Raw genomic sequence first — 19,488 nt, forward strand, 5'->3', positions numbered from 1 at the left:
TCATATACAATGCATCCTTCTCATTGAGAGAGGGGTGCTGTTTTATAATGAATATTGAGCTTCATAACAGGTGTCAGCCTAACGTCGCCGCTGAGGAAATTAGAATATGTCTGCTTTTAAAGGCCGTGACTCATACTGAGTGAACAAAGGAATGAACAAGCGCCTGTTTATTGTTTTCATTTTAGGTTTTTCTTCCGGGTTACCTATGGCATTAATCAGCAGTACCTTGCAAGCATGGTACGCTAATAATGGCATGTCAGTACTTGCGACTGGAGCTCTAAGTTTAGTCAGCCTGCCTTATGCTTATCGCATTTTCTGGGGTCCCATTCTGGATCGCTATTCTTTATTTCATTTAGGTAAAAGGCGAAGCTGGATTCTCACTATGCAGGTGCTGCTGCTTTTGGGTTTTAATCTCATGGCTTGGTTTATTCCATCTCAATATCCTAAGTTGATGGCATTTTTAGCTTTAGTTTTAGCTTGTTTTTCAGCCACACAAGATGTGGCAATTGATGCTCATAGAGCAGAATATCTTCCCCCTCAGGAATATGCATTGGGCGCGTCTTTGGCTGTGTTTGGGTATCGATTGGCTCTTTTATTATCTGGTGGATTGGCGCTGGTAATGGCAGAAAAACTGGGTTGGGCATTTACTTATCGCTTTATGGGATTCGCAATGGCGATAGGCATGTTGGCAATATTTACCAGCAAGGAACCCTCTACTGAAACAAAAAAAAAAAGTAATTTTCTTATTTCATTTATTGCGCCAGTTAAAGATCTTTTAAGCCGTCCCGGGATTATTTATCTTTTATTATTTATATTTTGCTATAAATTGGGAGAAGCATTCACTACAACAACGAGCGGGATAGTGATGCCGTTTTTGATTCAAGGCTTGGGTTTCTCCCTCGATACTATTGGCTATATCAATAAGATGCTTGGAATAGTTTCTATCTTGTTAGGTGGTTTAACGGCGGGTTTTTTATTAATGCGATATTCCTTGTATCGCGCATTATTTTTCTTTGGCTTACTACAAGCATTGACCAATGTCCTTTTTGTCATACTGGCAATGTCAGGAAAAAATATTGTGCTATTAGCAATCGCAGTGTTTTCAGATAATTTCGTCGCAGGGATGGGTTCCACTGCATTGGTTGCTTTGTTTATGCGTTTGGTGAATAAACAATTTACTGGAACACAATTTTCAATGCTAGTCGCATTATCGACTTTACCCAGAATCATTTCAGGTCCAGTAGCCGCAACGATTCAAATGCATATCGGCTGGGTCGGTTTATATCAGTTATCTATCATTTTCGCTTTGTTTTTTATCCCTTTTTTAGTGTTGATAAAGGAGCAAACAAAAGAGAGGTTACAAAGCGAGACGGCCGCCACCCCAATTGGCGCAGCTTAATTCCTGTTTTAATTAAATCAAATCTGATATTTTAAGACCGAGCTTCTACACTGACTGTAGTTAAAGAGCCTTGAGCGTATAGTAACTGTTGTATTGTAATTGTTTGATAATTTATTGATTGGTACCGAGGGTGGGACTCGAACCCACACGGTGTCACCACCACCGGATTTTGAATCCGGCGCGTCTACCAATTCCGCCACCCCGGCACGCGCGGTCATTATAGCAAAGAAATAAATTCAAACAATGGTTTAGTGAGTTTATTATTTAAAAATTACATGGGTGATTGCGTTTTTGACTATTAATTTGACAATTGCTTGGGCTTTATTAAATAATGAGATCATATCAACAATGAATTGGGATTATCGGGATTAGAATGGATGGAGTATTTATGAAAAAATATTATTCTGCAGTGTTAGTTTTGGCTTTAGCTCATACCAGCTTGAGCGCTTATGCCCATACATGCCCTGATCCTCAAACCACGTCATTGCAATGGGGAGTTCCTCCCTCGCCATGGGTAGAAAATCCTTTTTCTCCCAATAGTCCTCAGGGGGAAGAAAATACTCGTTTCCTGCGGGCTAATATTTTAGTCGCTGGTTATGGTCAGGGCGTGACTTGTACTTACAGAAACTCTGTGGGTGATTATTCTATCTTATGGCAGGTGCGAACCAAAATACCCGCTCGAGCTGATTATAGCTGGATAGAAACTATGGGAGGGTATGTCTGTACACGGGGTTTGAATGAATGTCAGTTTTATGTTGCTGATCCTTCAGTTTAATATGGTTTGGGCTAGGTATTAAGCCATAATAGAATAAATTTTAGAGCTATGATTTAGAGGTAAGTTTAATATACCCGCTTCCTTACGGTCGCGGCTCGGATTTGATAAGCACTGTTGATGCAAATCCGAGCCGCGACCGTAAGGAAGCGGACAATACAATAGCTAACACGTATTAAACCCTGTCTTCTGTGATATTAATCATCATTTCCAGGGCTTTTTTGGCATTATTTATAACCCATTGTTGATCGTTGACTGGCAGTCTGTTTCTGGTTCCTGTGAATTCATTGACCACATCACCTGCTTTTACTTCATTGTAAGGCATAGATTTGCCCTGGCGAAGTAAATCGAGGAGAGCGACCAGATGTGGCGGATCATTGCGAGACATGGTAGCACAACCACATCCGATTCCTTTTTCAGTGTCTTTTTGAGGGGCTTCAGCAAGATTTACAACACGAATTCCAAGGCTTTTACAATATTGCTTTAAGTTTTCTACCATGTGGTTTTCAGTTCCAATGGCATAATTTTTTGTGCCTGCTTTGTCATGGACTACCAGATCCCATATGAATGCAGTAGAACCTGAGTAATCAGCTACTTTGATGACATCATTACGACATTCTGGATGTACAATGGTAGTGTATCCCTGGCTTTTCCAATAATCACACATTTCAGGTTGATAATGGGTATGAACCGCGCATTGGCTTGCGAATAAAATCAACTCTGCTTTGTCAAATTGCTTGAGTGTTTTTTTGTCTTGCTCTGGTAGTGAATAATTAGCGCCGGCAGTTCCTCCAGGCCAATAAGCGAGATTTTTAATTCCCAACCAGTAAGCGACATTTTCTCCCATGTGTTGATCAGGAATAAACAGGATTTTTTTGTTTTGCTTTTGAGCCCATTGAAAAATTTTTTTGACATTGGAACTTGTACAAACCGCTCCTCCCTGGGCACCGGTCATGGCTTTCACACGGCCAGAGGTATTCATGTAGCAAACGGGTAAAATATTTTCAGCACCATAGCGCTCATTTAAATCAAGGAAAGCAGGCTCGACCATAAAGTCTTTGGCAAGCATTTCCATCGTGCATCCTGACTTGGGGTTGGTGATGTAGACGTGTTGATTTTCATTAGCCAAAATGCTTATAGACTCTGCCATAAAATGTACTGCTGATTCTATTATGACTGATTTTTCAGGGTTATTCGCAGCCATCAAAGCCAATTGGTAGGAGTCACCAATTTTACCTCCGAATTGCTCGATTAATCGAACAATTTCTCCACCCATGTAATAATGAGCAAGAAGTAACAGCTTGTTACCGAAATGATTTTGGGCTTTAGTAAGATAAGGTTTCATCCAATTTAAAACAGTCGTCAGCTTTCTATCAGGTAAAGCCTGATATTCCTGGGCATAAGGAATAAAATCTTCTTGATACCAATCTAATGGATAATCGCTTTGGCAGATAGCCATATCATTACGAATGGCCATCAGGGTCGCTTCGGGTTGGTAAATAGTTGAATTTTTAAACATTAAATCTACCTCTAGTCATTAGGGATCTGTGGGAAGGTTTTCTATCATTATCGTTAATCGGACAGCTTTTACCTGGCTATCCTAATGAACTGTCTGCCTGGCCCAGTTTTGCTATACTTTCCTGGGCTTTGAAATTTTTATTGGGGAAATCTTCACGAAAATGTCCGCCACGTGATTCCCTTCTGGAAAGTGCTGCTCTAACAATCAATTCTGCATTAAGGATGATGTTCCTTAATTCAATAAAATCTCTGGTAATGCAATGTTTCCAGTAGTATTCTTCAATAATTTTCTTACGTTTCAATATTAATTGTAGTAGATCTTCAAGGCCTGCCTCAGTACGCACAATACCCGCATAGGAAGTCATTTCCCCTCTTAATCCTCTCCATTGAGCATTGATTTGACTGGCTCTTCTTGCATTCACTTCGCCCGGAGAGCTCCAACTGGGAACATGATCGATAAGTTTCAACGGGGTAGCAATGTCTTTGAGTGTACAGCGTGCCGCATTGGATCCCATGACCAATGCTTCAAGCAAGGAATTACTTGCCAGTCTGTTCGCACCATGCAATCCAGTAAAAGCCACTTCTCCTATAGCGTATAATCGCGCCAGATCAGTACGGCCGTCCACATCAGTAAGAACTCCACCGCATTGATAATGAGCAGCCGGAACGACAGGAATTAAATCCTGGCTCATATCGATTCCAATGGATAACAATGTGGAATAAATTTGTGGGAAACGTTTTTTCAGAAAAGATTTGCTTTGGTGCGAAATATCCAGATGCACATATCCAGCCTGACCTTGTTCAATTTCACTAAAAATAGCTCTTGCGACGACATCTCTGGTTGCTAATTCAAGTTGATCAGGTGCATATCGCTTCATAAAACGTTCGCCTGTTTCAGGGTTTTTAAGTAAAGCGCCTTCGCCTCGAACTGCTTCAGAAATTAGAAAATTGTTGATCGAATGATGGTGTAAAAGAGTAGGGTGAAATTGATAAAACTCCATATTGCCTACACGAGCTCCAGCCCTGTAAGCCATAGCAACACCATCGCCTGTTGCAACCATAGGGTTAGTAGTATACCTGTAGGTTTTTCCGGCACCACCGGTGGCTAAAATAACGCATTTGGCAAGAAATGTGTGAATGCGATTACGTTGGCAGTCGAGTATATAGGCTCCTAATACTTCACCCTGGTTATCTGTCCGGTGAGGATGATATTGGGTAATCAGATTAACAGCCACGTGATGTTCAAAAAAATGAATTTGTTGATATTCCCTTGCCAAATGATTGAGGGTTTGCGTTAGCGTCAAGCCCGTTTGATCGCCACAATTAAAAATGCGGCGGTGTGAATGGCCACCTTCTTTGGCAAGATGAAAGCGACCGTCACTTTCTCGTTTAAATTGAATTTTATACTGATCAAGTTGTTTTATAATATCTGGCCCCTGGCGGATAATAAATTCCACCGCAGGTAAGTAGCACAGCCCATCTCCAGCCAATAAAGTATCTGAAATATGAGACTCTAGGGAATCTTCTGGCAAAATGGCAGCAGCAATCCCTCCTTGGGCATAGCGACTGTTACACTCAATGGACTCTGCTTTGCTGATTAACGCAATGTTTAGTCTGGGTTGGATAGCTAAAAGCTGCAGACAATAATGTAACCCTGCTAACCCTGTCCCAATGACAAGAACATCGAATTCGAATGAATGGCCTTGTTGTGAGAGCTGATCATCAGTCTTCTTTCCAAACTCTACTGCGATGGGAAATTGCTTCGTCGATACGGTGCTCGAATCCTCATGTACTGATGTGTACACTCCGGTTCTGTGCTCCGTTTCTCCTTGCACTTCCCTCATCGCAGCGAGTTTAGAAAGAAGCCTATTCATGAAAAAGCCTTGACCAGTTGGGTTGCAAGACCTGTGTAAGTCTCTGGAGTTAATTTCATTAACTCTGCTTTTGCTTCCTCGGGAATGGATAGGGCTTTAATAAATTGTTTAAGGTTTTCAGCATCTATCATTTGTCCTCGCGTAAGCTCTTTTAATTGTTCGTAAGCATTGGGCTCATTGTAGCGGCGCATGACAGTTTGTATGGCCTCTGCCAAAACTTCCCAGTTTTCGGATAAATCTTTTTGTAGAGCTGATTTATTGATTTGTAATTTGTCATTGCCTTTGGCTACTGAATAATAGGCAATCAAACTGTAAGAGAAGGCAACACCCAAATTGCGTAAGACAGTCGAATCGGACAGGTCTCTTTGCATGCGCGATTGAGTTAATTTATTGGCAAAATGAATAAATAAAGCATTGGATAGACCTAAATTGCCTTCGGCATTTTCAAAGTCTATAGGATTTACCTTGTGCGGCATGGTTGATGAGCCTACTTCTTCGGCAATTGTTTTTTGTTTAAAATAGCCAAGGGAAATGTAGCTCCATATGTCTTGGGTATAATCCAGAAGAATATTATTAATTCTCACCATAATCTGGGAGACCTCTGCTATGCCATCATGTGGTTCAATTTGAGTAGTATAGGCGTTAAAGGATAAACCCAACGATGTAACAAAATTAGCACAATGCTTACGCCAGTCCACTTCAGGATAGGCTGCTACATGAGCATTGTAATTGCCAACAGCGCCATTAAATTTGGCGGGGATTAATACTTCCGCCAATTGTTGCTGGGGTCGTTTAAGGCGAGCCACAAAATTGACCAATTCTTTGCCCATGGTAGTTGGCGTTGCTGGTTGACCATGCGTTCTTGAGAGCATCGCAACGTCAGCATGTTGTTTTCCAAGAAGCGTAATGCTTCCCATGATCTCAGCTATGGTAGGTTGTATCACTTGAGCTATCGCTTGTTTGATCATTAAAGCGTAAGCCAGGTTATTGATGTCCTCTGAAGTGCAGGCAAAGTGTATGAAAGCAACGTAAGATTTGAGTTGTTCATTTTCCTGAAATTTATCTTTCAGGTAATACTCTACAGCTTTAACGTCATGATTGGTTTGTTTTTCAAATTCTTTTATTTTTTCAGCTTCGGATTCATTAAAATTGGAAATAAGGTCAGATAAAAACTTACGAGCCTTGTTATCTAAAGCGGGGACCTCTGGAATGGTATCGTTAGCTGCCAATGATTCAAACCACTTGATTTCGACCATTAAGCGATAATACGTTAATGCAAATTCACTAAAATAGGGACTTAATGCCCTGGTTTTATTGACATAACGGCCATCTATGGGTGAAATCGCGTTTAATGCAGTAAGTGTCATGATAGGTAGCTTATTCCGATATTAAAGCGTATATAATATTAGATGCAGAACAAGATGTGAATTAAAGCAATAAATATTATAGAAAATTAGCGTAAATTTGTTCAAGGTGTGTATAATAAAGACCAAGTTTTTGATGGGTCAGGTTATTATTTATGAACACGATCATAGAATCGTATCGAGCCGGTTTATTTCAAAAAAAATATTGGCTACAAAATATTATTTCCGGGTTAATTGTTGGTGTGGTTGCCCTGCCTTTGGCAATGGCTTTTGCAATAGCCTCTGGGGCTAAACCAGAGCAAGGATTATATACCGCTATCGTTGCCGGATTAATAGTCTCAATTATGGGCGGCAGCAGAGTTCAAATCGCCGGTCCTACTGGTGCTTTCATTGTCGTTCTTTCCGGGATAACAGCCCAATATGGTATTTCAGGGTTACAAATAGCGACTTTAATGGCTGGCTTTATCCTGGTTCTGTTTGGCTTTGCCCGTTTGGGATCGATTATTAAGTTCATTCCCAGTCCAGTAATCATTGGATTTACTTCAGGGATTGCTGTCGTTATTTGGGTGGGGCAATGGCAATATTTTTTTGGTTTACCCGCAGCTGGAAATGGGCATTTTCATGAAAAATTTTGGTATTTACTTCAGTCTTTTCCTCACCTGAATATCGCGACTACTTTTTTAGGTATTTGTGCTTTAGTTATTGTGCTGTATTCCAGCAAATTACCAGGACTAAAACGTATTCCCGGCCCTTTGGTAGCTTTGGTACTGGTTACAATCGTACAGTCAGTTTTGCACTTTGAGGGAGTGGCTACTATAGGCAGCCTGTTTGGAGGAATACCACAAGGCTTGCCGGCTTTCACCTGGCCTGAAATCACAATGGGTGGGCTGATTAAGTTGACTGGGCCAGCCTTTGCAATTGCAATGTTAGGAGCAATAGAGTCTTTATTGTCTGCTGTGGTTGCTGATGGGATGAGTGGAACCAGACATAATTCGAATAGAGAATTAGTCGGTCAAGGGATAGCTAATATTGTAGCGCCTTTGTTTGGTGGTTTTGCAGCCACCGGAGCGATTGCCCGCACGGCCACGAACATTCGCAATGGGGGTAATAGTCCTCTGGCAGGGATTATACACAGTATTACTTTAATTTTAGTCCTATTGTTCCTGGCTCCTTTGGCAGTGGATGTGCCTCTGGCGGCACTGGCTGCTATCTTGTTTGTGGTTTCGTGGAATATGAGTGAGGCCCGTCATTTTATTAAATTAATTCGAGTAGCTCCTCGTGCTGACGTAGTCATCTTATTGGTTACTTTTTGTCTGACAGTGTTCGTTGATTTGGTTGTTGCTGTCAATGTAGGGGTTATCATTGCCGTCTTGCATTTCCTGCGCCGAATGGTTAATAGCATTCAAATTCAGCGTATGTCAGAAGGGCAATTATCTCAAGAGTTGGTACAAGAAAAGAATTATGATTTGCCCGAAGGGGTCATGGTGTATGTTATCGAGGGTCCGTTTTTCTTTGGTGCTGTCGAAACATTTCAGAGTGCGTTGGCTAATACCCATACTGATCCCAAAGTTTTGATCATCAGAATGCGTTGGGTTCCGTTTATAGATGTCACTGGTTTGCAGGCTATGGAAGAAATTATTTTGAATTTGCAGCAGCGTGGAGTCAGAGTTTTGCTCAGTGAGGCTAACCCGCTGGTTGATGCGAAACTCCGTAAAATGGGAATTGTTCAATTGATTGGAGAGCAAAATTATTATAAGGAATTTTCTCAGGCTCTTGATGTTTGCCGAATTAATGCTTCTGACAGAAAGAGTCAGCCTCCCTATGAAGTTGCAAAGCCTCTGGCTTCAGTTGCTCAGTGAGCGAAGCTGGTTATCCGTTCGAGCTGAGGAAGCGCTTCTTCAGCTCGAACGGGTAGAATTAAAGCGATAATCGAAAAACTTCAAAGATTGCCAAGCCTGTTTTTATATATAATTCAATTTTTTAAACTTAAAATCTATTTTCTTTGTTTGACACTTCGAATAATTTTTACCTGGCCTGCTGGTTAATGCATTTACAGAGTGAGCTATCCAATTATTTTATTTAGTATTTTCATATAGTCGTCGTGTTTGAATAAACAACTTGCTATATGTTCATGAATAAATAAAGTTAATCCCGCTTGTTTCGCTTCTGGTGACTGACCTTGTTGTATCTCTATAGCCAAACATAAAGCGGCAAGCAAAGAGGCCATATGTTCGATGATTGTTTTTATAAGTAGATTTTGCTCCTCATGATTGACTGATTTCATGGCTTTTATTGTTGTATCTAACTCATTTATCTTTTCGAAAAACAATGCCTTATGAGGATTGATATCCTGAATTTGTTCCAAAAGTTGTCGCAAATGGGTAATGAATAATTCATCAATTGCAAATTTATGCATATCTCTGAGTGTTTGCATCCATAGTGTAAAGTGCGTCCCTTCCCAATTTTCACAAACGATACAGTCTCGTAATAGTCTTGGTAGGGAAGAAAAGTTCTCTATGGTGCCGTTTCCAGCCAATAAATCGAGACAATGATGTATATTTTCCACTGAACGTTTGGCTGTATAGTACTTGTTGATATTCGCCAGAGTACGTAACAAGAGTTGTTGTGATTTGGTTTGTTGAGGCTCCGGAATTGTATCCAATTCATCCTGACAACGAACCATATGAAACACACTGGCTAACATAGCCAGGTTTTCTGATTTTATTTTAGCCAAACTTTCCTTTACCAGAGGATATTCAATAACAGGATGGTTAAATGCTCGGCGGTTTTTAGCATAATAGTAAGCAATCTGACAGGCGCGGCGAGACATACCTAAGACTGAGAAGGAATTGAATATCCTTGATAAATGCAACACATTTTCCATAACCAAATGTATTCCTTCCTCCACACCACCCATAGGGTAGGCTAGCGCCCCTTCAAAATCTATTTCTGCAGTTGCCATGGAGCGGGTACCAATTTTTTGTTTTAATCGACGAAGATAATAGTGATTAGGGCAGCTATCGTCCAGGCGGCTGGGTACTAAAAACAAACCCAATCCTTTGGTTCCGCGAGTTTCCTCATCGAAACGGGCGGTCATTAAAATTAAATCAGCATTAGCGTTGGAGCAAAACCATTTTTCACCCGAAATGCGCCATTGATTTTGCTCATCCAGATAGGCTCGGGTGGCATTGGCGCCAACGTCAGAACCACCTTGAATTTCAGTTAAAAATTGGGCGCCAGTAAAATTGTTACTGAAAGAAGGATGAGTGAGTTTATCGAGATAATATGGCGTTTTCTCCAACTGTGAATAATGACTTAAAACACGTATTACTCCCGCAGAGCAGGCAATAGGGCAGTTGTGTCCCGCTTCTCCAGCATGGGATGAGAGCAGAAACAAGCTCAACGTCTTTTTCATTTGCCCTGGCTTTAGCAAATATTGCATGAGATTGGAACCATAAATAATATCCCCACATCGAATATAGGCAGGATGGTGGATTACCTGATCATCACGTTGTCCAATTGCATTGTATTGTTCGATTTTAGGCAAGTTGGCATCCAGGTTATTTTCCATAACGCTTGGTTCTAATTCTTCGGCTACTGTTTTGGAAAATTGACTCAATTGATGAATAAAATCCGGTTCATCGGGAAAATAAGCTTTGTACGTGTGCATTAAGCAAGACTGATCGAGCAGTATATTGTCTTTGAGTTGTTTGCCCCATAACCTGAAATGGTTTCTTGCTGTTTCATACTCATTTTTTATGTTCATTCCCTGTTCTACCTGTTCTACTTAAATGTTTCTTAACAAATTGTAAAAGAAGTTATTAATCAAGCATTTCCCGGGTTTCGCTTGCGCTCAACCCAGGCGGTTTTACCAGATGAATACCAATTTACCCTATCATGGGTTGAAATTTATCCGTGACGTCCCCGGACAAATGTTGATAAACATTCAGGGCGATTGGTTGATAAAGATAATCAAAATCAATACCATCCATTGAAATCACTCTTAATGCAGCCTCATTAATGCTGCGGAAATAAATGGTTTTGGTAGGGATATCAAAAACCATACTCAGCTGGGTTGGAGAAGAAGTACCAGGTGCTTGTGTAACAACATTGAGACCGTTGAAGGCATAAGCAATATGTTCTTCTTTAGCAATAAAGCTGGGAAGTTTTTTTAGATAATGTGCTGCTCTTACAAAACGGGAATTTGAATCATATCCACCTGGCAAAGTCTTGGAGCCACCATGATCCTGGTATTCTTCAAGAAGAGCCAAAGACGATTTATAGTCCGTATTAGTTAGTACTGGTGTAGTCAAGTTGTCCTGAGTATGAATCACCAGTTTACCATCCAGGTACTCAAAAACAGCAGATTTTCCTTCAGTATCGCTCACCATCAAGTGAACGTTCATGGTTATTCCCCGGTAGGTGTCTGCAACTAATTGATAATTTGGGCTGTCATCTATGACTTCTTGTACCGTTTGAAAATTATCTAAAATATACTGAACCCATTCAGTAGTTTTTAAAGCGGGAAGCTCAGAATGACTGGGATAACTTGAGGAGTCAAGCATCAATATCGAAGCGGTAAGCCCTTTTTCATTCATCCCATCTGCAGATGGTCCTGCTTTAAATCGATCTCCGCCGTGAAATATGACACTCCCGTATTGGCTTTTCCAGATTAATGGATGCATGCTGTGATAATCTACACTGGAAACCATCATGGCATTACGAGGATGAATCACAAAGGCTCCCTCCCGGTATTTCCAGTCCAAATTGACTGCGACAGTTGCGGGCTTGCTTTTATTGAACACTAAGGCAGAACAGGCTTCGCTGGTGAAGGAGATAGTATTTAAAGATAAGGCAATCAATATTAGTCCTATGCGTTTAAACATTTCAAATCCTTTTGCTGATTATACTTTTGGAACAGGTGAGCTTACCCGTTCAACCCTAAAACATCGACAGCAAGATATCTTACCGCATAGTACATATACTTGTCATTTTTTGTGAAAATGTTGATATTTTGACCTCTATAAAAATGAAATACAGCACAAGTTCTCATTCCAATAAAGTAACAATTTAAGTAGAATGTTGACTATTTTATGAATTTGGGGCGGTTATGACTGTTAAAAGACATACTATAGATTTGGCACATCTTGGCATGCGCGATTTGGATCAGGTCGGTGGTAAAAACTCTTCTCTTGGTGAAATGATTAGTCATTTGTCATCAGCAGGCGTTTCTGTGCCGGGAGGGTTTGCTACAACTGCTGATTCTTTCAGAGAATTTTTGTCCCAAAACGGTCTTGATAAGAAAATTTACGACAAGTTGACTGCTCTCGATACAGATGACGTATGCCAACTGGCAATGGTAGGGAAGCAAATCAGGGAAATGATTATTGATACGCCATTCACTCCAGAGTTTGAACAATCAGTTCGCTCATCCTATCAGAAACTTGCTCAAGCGATTGGCCATGATAATTTTAGTGTTGCAGTAAGATCTTCTGCTACTGCTGAAGATTTGCCCGATGCCTCTTTTGCCGGTCAACAGGAAACCTTTTTAAATGTGAAGGGAGAAGAGGCGGTATTGGCTGCAATTAAGCAGGTATTCGCCTCTTTATTTAATGACAGGGCAATAGCTTATCGTGTGCATCATGATTTTGCTCATAACGAAGTGGCTTTATCTGCTGGTATTCAACAAATGATTCGTAGTGATTTGGCAGTCAGTGGTGTCATGTTTACTATGGATACTGAATCTGGTTTTGATCAAGTAGTATTTATCACGTCATCTTATGGCTTAGGTGAAATGGTTGTTCAAGGCGCTGTAAATCCAGATGAATTTTATGTCCATAAACCATGCCTTGAAGCTGGTAAACCAGCAATCATTCGTCGAAATCTGGGCAGCAAGGCGTTAAAGATGGTTTATTGCGATGATCCTTCTCTTGAAAGGCGTGTTAAAACAGTCGATGTAGACCCCGCTGAACGATTATTGTTTTCCTTATCCAAAGAAGAAGTCGAGCAACTGGCGAATCAGGCGCTTATTATTGAAAAGCATTATGGCCGTCCCATGGATATTGAATGGGCGAAAGATGGGGTCAATGGTAAATTGTACATCCTGCAAGCTCGTCCAGAGACTGTAAAAAGCAGGGATAACAAACAAGTGCTCGAACGGTATACTTTGCAAAAAAGAGGTGACATATTGGCTGAAGGCCGCAGTATAGGTCAAAGAATAGGTCAGGGTAAGGCAAAGGTTATTAAAGATATTAATGAAATGCACAGGGTTCAACCCGGCGATGTTTTGATATCCGATATGACTGATCCTGATTGGGAGCCTGTTATGAAGCGTGCTTCTGCAATCGTTACCAATCGTGGAGGCAGAACTTGTCACGCAGCCATTATTGCTCGTGAATTGGGGATTCCTGCAGTTGTTGGATGTGGTGATGCAACAAAAACAATTAAAGATGGTGATGAAGTGACTGTAAGCTGTGCAGAAGGCGATACAGGGTTTGTCTATTCCGGTCTGTTGCCCTACGAGCAAGAACGTCTTGATGTAGAAACGATGCCTGAATTACCCATGAAAGTGATGTTGAATGTTGGAAACCCTGAAAGAGCTTTTGCATTTCAATCAATACCTAATTCCGGAGTGGGTTTGGCCCGTCTTGAGTTTTTGATTTCCAACACGATAGGTATTCATCCTAAAGCACTTCTCGAATTTGATAATTTAAAGGATGAGGAACTTAAGCGATACATTAAAGAAAAGACAGTAGCGTATGATTCACCCGTTGAATATTACATTGAAAGGTTAAAAGAGGGTATAGCGACTATTGCAGCCGCTTTTTATCCCAAACCTGTCATAGTCAGGCTTTCAGATTTTAAATCGAATGAATACGCCAATCTTGTTGGTGGCTCATTGTATGAACCTCATGAAGAAAATCCTATGCTTGGTTTTCGTGGTGCCTCTCGTTATGTTTCTTCAAGTTTTTCTGAGTGTTTTGCTCTTGAATGCAAAGCAGTAAGACGAGTCCGGGAGGAAATGGGCTTAGATAATGTTGAGGTGATGATTCCTTTTGTCCGAACAGTTTCTGAAGCCAGTAATGTCATCGAAGTATTAAAAAAACATGGTCTGGAAAGAGGAAAATGCGGGTTAAGAGTGGTTATGATGTGCGAGTTACCTTCCAATGCTTTGCTGGCCAGTGAATTTTTGCAGTATTTTGATGGTTTCTCCATAGGATCGAATGATTTAACTCAGTTGACATTAGGCTTGGACAGGGATTCAGGTTTGGTCGCTTCACAGTTTGATGAACGCAACGATGCGGTCAAAGCGTTATTGCATATGGCTATTTCAGCTTGTAAAAAGGAAGGCAAATATATAGGGATTTGTGGTCAAGGCCCTTCAGATCATCAAGATTTTGCTCAATGGCTGATGAAAGAAGGGATAGAGAGTATTTCTTTAAATCCGGATTCTGTTTTACAAACGTGCCTGTTTTTAGCTAAACAATCGATGAATTGATGAATTAGAGTGTGCGAGCAATTCGGTTTTGAAATAGTTAAGCTGATGATTTGGGAACTATCTGAGGTATTCCTATGTTTTGGGGAGGTAGCAGATAGTCCTCGATAATAGAGTTTTTTGAACAATAAGATTATTTTAAGATTATTTTGGCTGTTAGTAATGGAACTACTTGTGATGGTAAAGTGTTGCAACTCAAAATTCCCTCGCATTTGGGAGAAGGCAACCTATTAAGCTTATAGGATAAAGCAGTATGAGTAATTCAAAATGGTGGTTTCTTTTAGTCAGTTTCATTCCTGCTATTACTTTTGCGTCTGAGGGGGGAGAACATTCAGATCCAGTCACTTCTGTTCTTCTGGGTGTTACTACTATTTTATTTTTAGCTATTATTGGTCGGTATTTAGCCAGACTTCTTAATCAACCTGGCGTTCTTGGCGAATTGCTGATAGGGATGATAGTTGGGAACCTCTCTTACTTTTTCGGAAGTGAATTGGTGGTGATCCTTCGCGAAGGTTCTGCTATTTATGATGTTGTGAAAGAAATGTTAGCAGGAGTTTCTCTAAATCAGGCGGTAACTCATGTTATCCATAATTCCTATTACGCTAACCAGGTAATACATGCCTTGAGTGGAGCAGAGGGAACGGAATATCTTAAGATTGCCTATGTTGTTGATATTTTCTCACGTTATGGCGTCATATTTCTTCTGTTTATGGTTGGTCTTGAGACGTCGCTTTCTGATTTAAAAAAAACTGGCAAAGAATCCATTCTCGTTGCTGTGATCGGTATCGTTGCACCAATGATTTTAGGATTTGCAGTGGCTTGTTTTATTATACCCAGTTCAAATTACAAGATTAATTTGTTTATCGGGGCTACCTTGAGTGCTACCAGCATTGGTATTACAGCAAGTGTACTTAAAGAGATGAATAAACTCAGTACTCGGGAAGCAAGGACAATTCTTGGTGCGGCCACTTTGGATGATATTTTAGGCCTGATTATTTTGGCGGTTGTCAGCAGTATCATTATTAGCGGTGCTGTAAGCATTATGGTGGTAATGAAAATTATCATTTTAGCGCTGCTATTTTTTATTGGTACCTTGTTTATGGGGCCTTTTATACTTCGTAAGGCAGTCGATTTATTTCGCTTTTTGGAGCCTTGGGAATCCAAGTTGTTTATCTCATTCCTCTTTATTATGGCATTAGCCTGGTTGGCTTCATTTATTCAGTTAGCAGCTATAATTGGTGCTTTTGCTGCCGGAGTAATTTTGCATGACGATTATTTTGGAGAGCAAAAAGCTCACCATAAAGATCATCGCAGCATTCATCATTTGGTCTCTCCATTGGAAACCATATTGGCTCCTATGTTTTTTACTCTGATTGGGATACAGGTTAAATTAGAAACTTTTTATGATTGGAATGTCATTGTTTTAGCGGGAGGGTTATCGGTGGCAGCCATTCTTGGCAAGCTGCTTAGTGGTTTGGGCGCTAATCGACGGGATGACAGATTGCTCATTGGTATAGGAATGTTACCTCGCGGGGAGGTGGGATTGGTTTTTGCTTCTATTGGCAGAACTTTAGGAGTAATAAGTGATAATTTGTTTACCGCAATTGTATTGATGATCATGGTTACAACCTTTATTGCACCACCTTTATTAAAGATGCGATATGCCAAACCAAAAGAGGATAAGAATGCATGAATAATGTTTTATCGCAGGTTATATTCGATGTAAAACATGCTTTGCAGGAGGATGTAGGCAATGGTGATGTGACTGCAGCTTTGTTGCCTCAGCAGCTGATTGTAGAAGCAGAAATTATATCAAGAGAACCTATGGTTGTTTGTGGGCAGCCATGGGTTAATGAGGTTTTTAAGCAAGTTGATAATACAGTTGAAATGGAGTGGCGGGTTTCTGAAGGGGATTTTTTAAGTACGCCAGCTACTTTATGTATCATTCATGGTATTGCCAGCAGTATTTTAACCGCAGAACGTACTGCATTAAATTTTTTGCAAACCCTTTCAGCTACTGCAACACAAACTTATCAATATGTCCAGAAATTAAAAGGTACCAAGGCAAAGCTGTTAGACACACGCAAAACAATCCCAGGACTTCGAGTAGCGCAAAAGTATGCTGTTCATTGTGGTGGTGGGTTAAATCATCGCATGGGACTTTATGATGCATTTTTAATCAAAGAAAATCATATTAAAGCCTGTGGTTCAGTCGCTCATGCTATCAATTTGGCAAGGAAAGCAGATAAACATTTACTGGTTGAGATTGAAGTGGAAACCCTCGAGGAGTTGCAAGAGGCTTTGGATGCTCATCCTGACAGGATATTATTGGATAATTTCACTCAAGATATGCTTGAACAAGCAGTCAAAATGAATCATCCCAAGTACTGTGAATTGGAAGCTTCTGGCGGCATTAATATCAATAATATCGCAGAAATTGCCCAAACCGGAGTAGATTTTATTTCAGTCGGATCCATTACCAAATCAATTAAAGCAATTGATTTGAGTTTATTGATTAGGGAAACATTATGAGCCCAAGTATTGTTTTTACCGGGGGAGGCACTGCAGGACATGTGACTCCTAATATCGCGTTGATTAGGGAGTTTCGAAAAGAAGGCTGGAATGTAGAGTATGTCGGCTCTGTTTCCGGAATTGAAAAGGAAATGATTGAGCCGCTGGACATTCCTTTTCATGGAGTCAGTAGCGGTAAGTTGCGCAGGTATTTCAGTTTGAAGAATCTGCTTGACCCTTTCAAAATTATTCTGGGCATTATCCAATCTTTTTTTCTATTTTATAAAATCAAACCGGATGTGGTTTTTTCAAAAGGTGGCTTTGTAGCCTTTCCTGTGGTTGTAGGTGCCTGGTTAAATCGAATTCCTATCGTAGCTCATGAGTCCGATATGAGTCCAGGACTTGCGAATCGCCTATCCTTTCCTTTCGTAAATAAAGTATGCCTTACTTTTGATGCCGGCAAAAAGTACTTTAAACGCCAGGAGAAAATAGAAGTGACGGGTACTCCAATTCGTGAACAGCTATTAACTGGAAATCGAATGAAGGGATTGGAGTTGTGCGGATTTAATTCTTCCAAACCTTGCCTGCTTGTAGTGGGAGGAAGTTTAGGGGCTGGTTCAATTAACAGTTGTATTCGAAGCGCATTGAAGCAATTGACATCAGAATTCCAAGTCATTCATCTTTGTGGCAAAGGAAAACTTGATTCTTCATTGGTTGGCGTGGAGGGATATTGCCAATTTGAATACGCTAATGAAGAGTTGGCTGATCTGTTCGCGGCTTCTTCAGTAGTGATCTCTCGAGCAGGAGCCAATTCTTTGTATGAAATATTAGCATTAGGAAAACCACATATTTTAATTCCAATCTCTTCACAAGTAAGCAGAGGAGATCAAATTCAAAATGCAAGGTATTTCCAGGGGTTAGGAATAAGTGTTGTGATTCAGGACGAGTTATTGAAAGCGGATGTTCTATTACAGGCAGTACAGGAAGTAATGCGAAAAAAAGATGAAATAGATAATAAAATCAAAGCGTTAAAAATTGAGTCTGCCACTGATAAAATTGTGGCAATTATCAAGGAGCAAGCACATGTTCAAACCCCAAGGATTGTATGATTACATATGCCAACAATGGCAAGAAGAGATATTGCCAAGTTTATGTGACTACATAAAAATCCCTAATAAATCTCCTCACTTTGATGCAAAATGGGAAGAACATGGTTATATGGAACAGGCAGTTAATCACATTGCCAATTGGTGTAAGGAGCATGCACCCCAAGGAATGACACTGGAAGTTGTTCGTCTGAAAAATAGAACCCCATTGCTATTTATGGAAATACCAGGCCAAATTGATGACACTGTGCTACTTTATGGCCACTTGGATAAACAACCTGAGATGTCAGGCTGGAGTGACGATTTACATCCATGGAAACCTGTATTGAAAAATGGATTGTTATATGGGAGAGGAGGAGCAGATGATGGATATTCTGCTTATGCCTCACTCACGGCTATTCGCGCCTTGGAACAACAAGGTTTGCCGTATCCTCGTTGTGTATTAATCATTGAAGCGTGTGAGGAAAGTGGCAGTTACGATTTGCCTTTTTATATTGAGTTGCTAAAGGAGCGTATTGGTAAACCGTCATTGGTTATTTGCCTTGATTCCGGAGCAGGTAATTATGAGCAGTTATGGATGACTACTTCATTACGTGGTAATTTGGTGGGTAAATTAACGGTTGAATTGATTAGTGAAGGCGTTCATTCGGGGAGTGCCAGTGGTATAGTAGCAGACAGTTTCAGAGTAGCTCGGCAATTGATCAGCAGAATAGAAGACGAAAGCACAGGAGAGATTAAATTGCCTCAGTTGTATTGTGATATTCCTGATGAGAGAATAAAACAAGCGAAACAATGTGCGGAAATTCTAGGTGAGCAAGTTTATAGTGAATTTCCATGGAAAGACTCTGTCAAACCCGTTATTCAAGACAAACAGCAATTAATATTAAACAGAACATGGCGACCCGCCTTAACGGTGACTGGTGCGGATGGTTTTCCAGCTATAGCCGATGCAGGGAACGTGATGCGCCCTGTTACGTCTTTTAAATTATCCATGCGCCTTCCACCCCTGGTTGACCCGGCAGTAGCTTCAGTTGCCATGGAGGAAGCCTTGACCCAAAACCCTCCCTACAATGCAAAGGTTGATTTTAAAATACAAAATGGAGGCTCCAAGGGATGGAATGCTCCCTTGCTTTCTGATTGGTTAGCGAAAGCGGCATCTGAAGCATCAATGACTTATTATGATAAACCTGCTGCCTACATGGGAGAAGGGGGCACCATTCCATTTATGAGTATGTTAGGTGAGCAATTTCCCAAAGCACAATTTATGATAACCGGTGTTTTAGGCCCTCATTCCAATGCTCATGGCCCGAATGAGTTCCTGCATTTGGATATGGTTAAGAAACTGACTTCTTGCGTATCGTATGTCCTTTATAGCTTTTCACAGAAAAAATAATTTGAAATTGGCTAGACTCTTGTTTGAAAAATTGAGATACTCGCTTGCGGCTCTGG

General features: G+C 40.6%; 13 protein-coding genes and 1 tRNA gene. 8 read left to right on the forward strand and 6 right to left on the reverse strand.

Annotation, left to right across the window (positions count from 1 at the left end):
- Positions 1-151 precede the first annotated feature (151 nt).
- The gene (locus tag OQJ02_RS04140) at positions 152-1,399 is read left to right on the forward strand and encodes an AmpG family muropeptide MFS transporter (RefSeq protein ID WP_265717995.1); all 1,248 of its coding nucleotides are present in this window, start codon (positions 152-154) and stop codon (positions 1,397-1,399) included.
- Between the two features lie 119 nt (positions 1,400-1,518).
- On the opposite strand, the gene OQJ02_RS04145 is transcribed toward OQJ02_RS04140, so the two are convergent.
- Positions 1,519-1,605: transfer RNA gene (locus OQJ02_RS04145), tRNA-Leu, on the reverse strand.
- 182 nt (positions 1,606-1,787) lie between these two features.
- On the opposite strand from OQJ02_RS04145, the gene OQJ02_RS04150 reads away from it, so the two are divergent.
- The gene (locus OQJ02_RS04150; protein ID WP_265717996.1) at positions 1,788-2,174 is read left to right on the forward strand and encodes a DUF3757 domain-containing protein; all 387 of its coding nucleotides are present in this window, start codon (positions 1,788-1,790) and stop codon (positions 2,172-2,174) included.
- A gap of 172 nt (positions 2,175-2,346) precedes the next feature.
- Here OQJ02_RS04150 and nadA read toward each other — a convergent pair whose 3' ends face one another.
- From nadA to purB, 3 genes are all read right to left on the reverse strand, one after another.
- Positions 2,347-3,690 carry a quinolinate synthase NadA gene (gene nadA, locus OQJ02_RS04155; protein WP_265717997.1) on the reverse strand — a complete coding sequence of 448 codons (1,344 nt, stop codon included), beginning with the start codon at positions 3,688-3,690 and terminating at the stop codon, positions 2,347-2,349.
- A 76-nt stretch (positions 3,691-3,766) separates the two neighbouring features.
- A complete protein-coding gene (gene nadB / locus OQJ02_RS04160) occupies positions 3,767-5,563 on the reverse strand; it encodes an L-aspartate oxidase (RefSeq protein WP_265717998.1) in 1,797 nt (598 codons plus the stop codon).
- A complete protein-coding gene (gene purB / locus OQJ02_RS04165) occupies positions 5,560-6,930 on the reverse strand; it encodes an adenylosuccinate lyase (protein WP_265717999.1) in 1,371 nt (456 codons plus the stop codon). Before purB ends, nadB begins: the two co-directional genes overlap by 4 nt.
- Before the next feature lie 152 nt (positions 6,931-7,082).
- Here purB and OQJ02_RS04170 point away from each other — a divergent pair, with 152 nt between their 5' ends.
- Positions 7,083-8,786 carry a SulP family inorganic anion transporter gene (locus OQJ02_RS04170; RefSeq protein WP_265718000.1) on the forward strand — a complete coding sequence of 568 codons (1,704 nt, stop codon included), beginning with the start codon at positions 7,083-7,085 and terminating at the stop codon, positions 8,784-8,786.
- A gap of 203 nt (positions 8,787-8,989) precedes the next feature.
- On the opposite strand, the gene OQJ02_RS04175 is transcribed toward OQJ02_RS04170, so the two are convergent.
- Both OQJ02_RS04175 and OQJ02_RS04180 read right to left on the reverse strand, forming a co-directional pair.
- Positions 8,990-10,693, reverse strand: a complete 1,704-nt coding sequence (locus OQJ02_RS04175) for an acyl-CoA dehydrogenase family protein (protein WP_265718001.1) — start codon at positions 10,691-10,693, stop codon at positions 8,990-8,992.
- A 121-nt stretch (positions 10,694-10,814) separates the two neighbouring features.
- Complete coding sequence (locus OQJ02_RS04180) at positions 10,815-11,813, reverse strand: linear amide C-N hydrolase (protein WP_265718002.1); 999 nt, start codon at positions 11,811-11,813, stop codon at positions 10,815-10,817.
- A gap of 224 nt (positions 11,814-12,037) precedes the next feature.
- Between OQJ02_RS04180 and ppsA the strand changes: the two genes are divergently transcribed.
- The 5 genes from ppsA to OQJ02_RS04205 all read left to right on the forward strand — a co-directional run bounded on the left by ppsA (position 12,038) and on the right by OQJ02_RS04205 (position 19,432).
- On the forward strand, positions 12,038-14,425 hold the full coding sequence (ppsA, locus tag OQJ02_RS04185; RefSeq protein ID WP_265718003.1) for a phosphoenolpyruvate synthase: 2,388 nt from the start codon (positions 12,038-12,040) through the stop codon (positions 14,423-14,425).
- A 250-nt stretch (positions 14,426-14,675) separates the two neighbouring features.
- The gene (locus OQJ02_RS04190) at positions 14,676-16,115 is read left to right on the forward strand and encodes a cation:proton antiporter (RefSeq protein ID WP_265718004.1); all 1,440 of its coding nucleotides are present in this window, start codon (positions 14,676-14,678) and stop codon (positions 16,113-16,115) included.
- Positions 16,112-16,954, forward strand: a complete 843-nt coding sequence (nadC, locus tag OQJ02_RS04195; protein WP_265718005.1) for a carboxylating nicotinate-nucleotide diphosphorylase — start codon at positions 16,112-16,114, stop codon at positions 16,952-16,954. Before OQJ02_RS04190 ends, nadC begins: the two co-directional genes overlap by 4 nt.
- The gene (locus OQJ02_RS04200) at positions 16,951-18,042 is read left to right on the forward strand and encodes an undecaprenyldiphospho-muramoylpentapeptide beta-N-acetylglucosaminyltransferase (RefSeq protein WP_265718006.1); all 1,092 of its coding nucleotides are present in this window, start codon (positions 16,951-16,953) and stop codon (positions 18,040-18,042) included. Before nadC ends, OQJ02_RS04200 begins: the two co-directional genes overlap by 4 nt.
- Complete coding sequence (locus OQJ02_RS04205; RefSeq protein WP_265718007.1) at positions 18,017-19,432, forward strand: M20 family metallopeptidase; 1,416 nt, start codon at positions 18,017-18,019, stop codon at positions 19,430-19,432. The genes OQJ02_RS04200 and OQJ02_RS04205 overlap by 26 nt, the downstream gene beginning before the upstream one ends.
- Positions 19,433-19,488: the final 56 nt, after the last annotated feature.

Origin of the sequence: Legionella sp. PATHC032, from assembly GCF_026191185.1 — a bacterium.
Classification (GTDB): domain Bacteria; phylum Pseudomonadota; class Gammaproteobacteria; order Legionellales; family Legionellaceae; genus Legionella.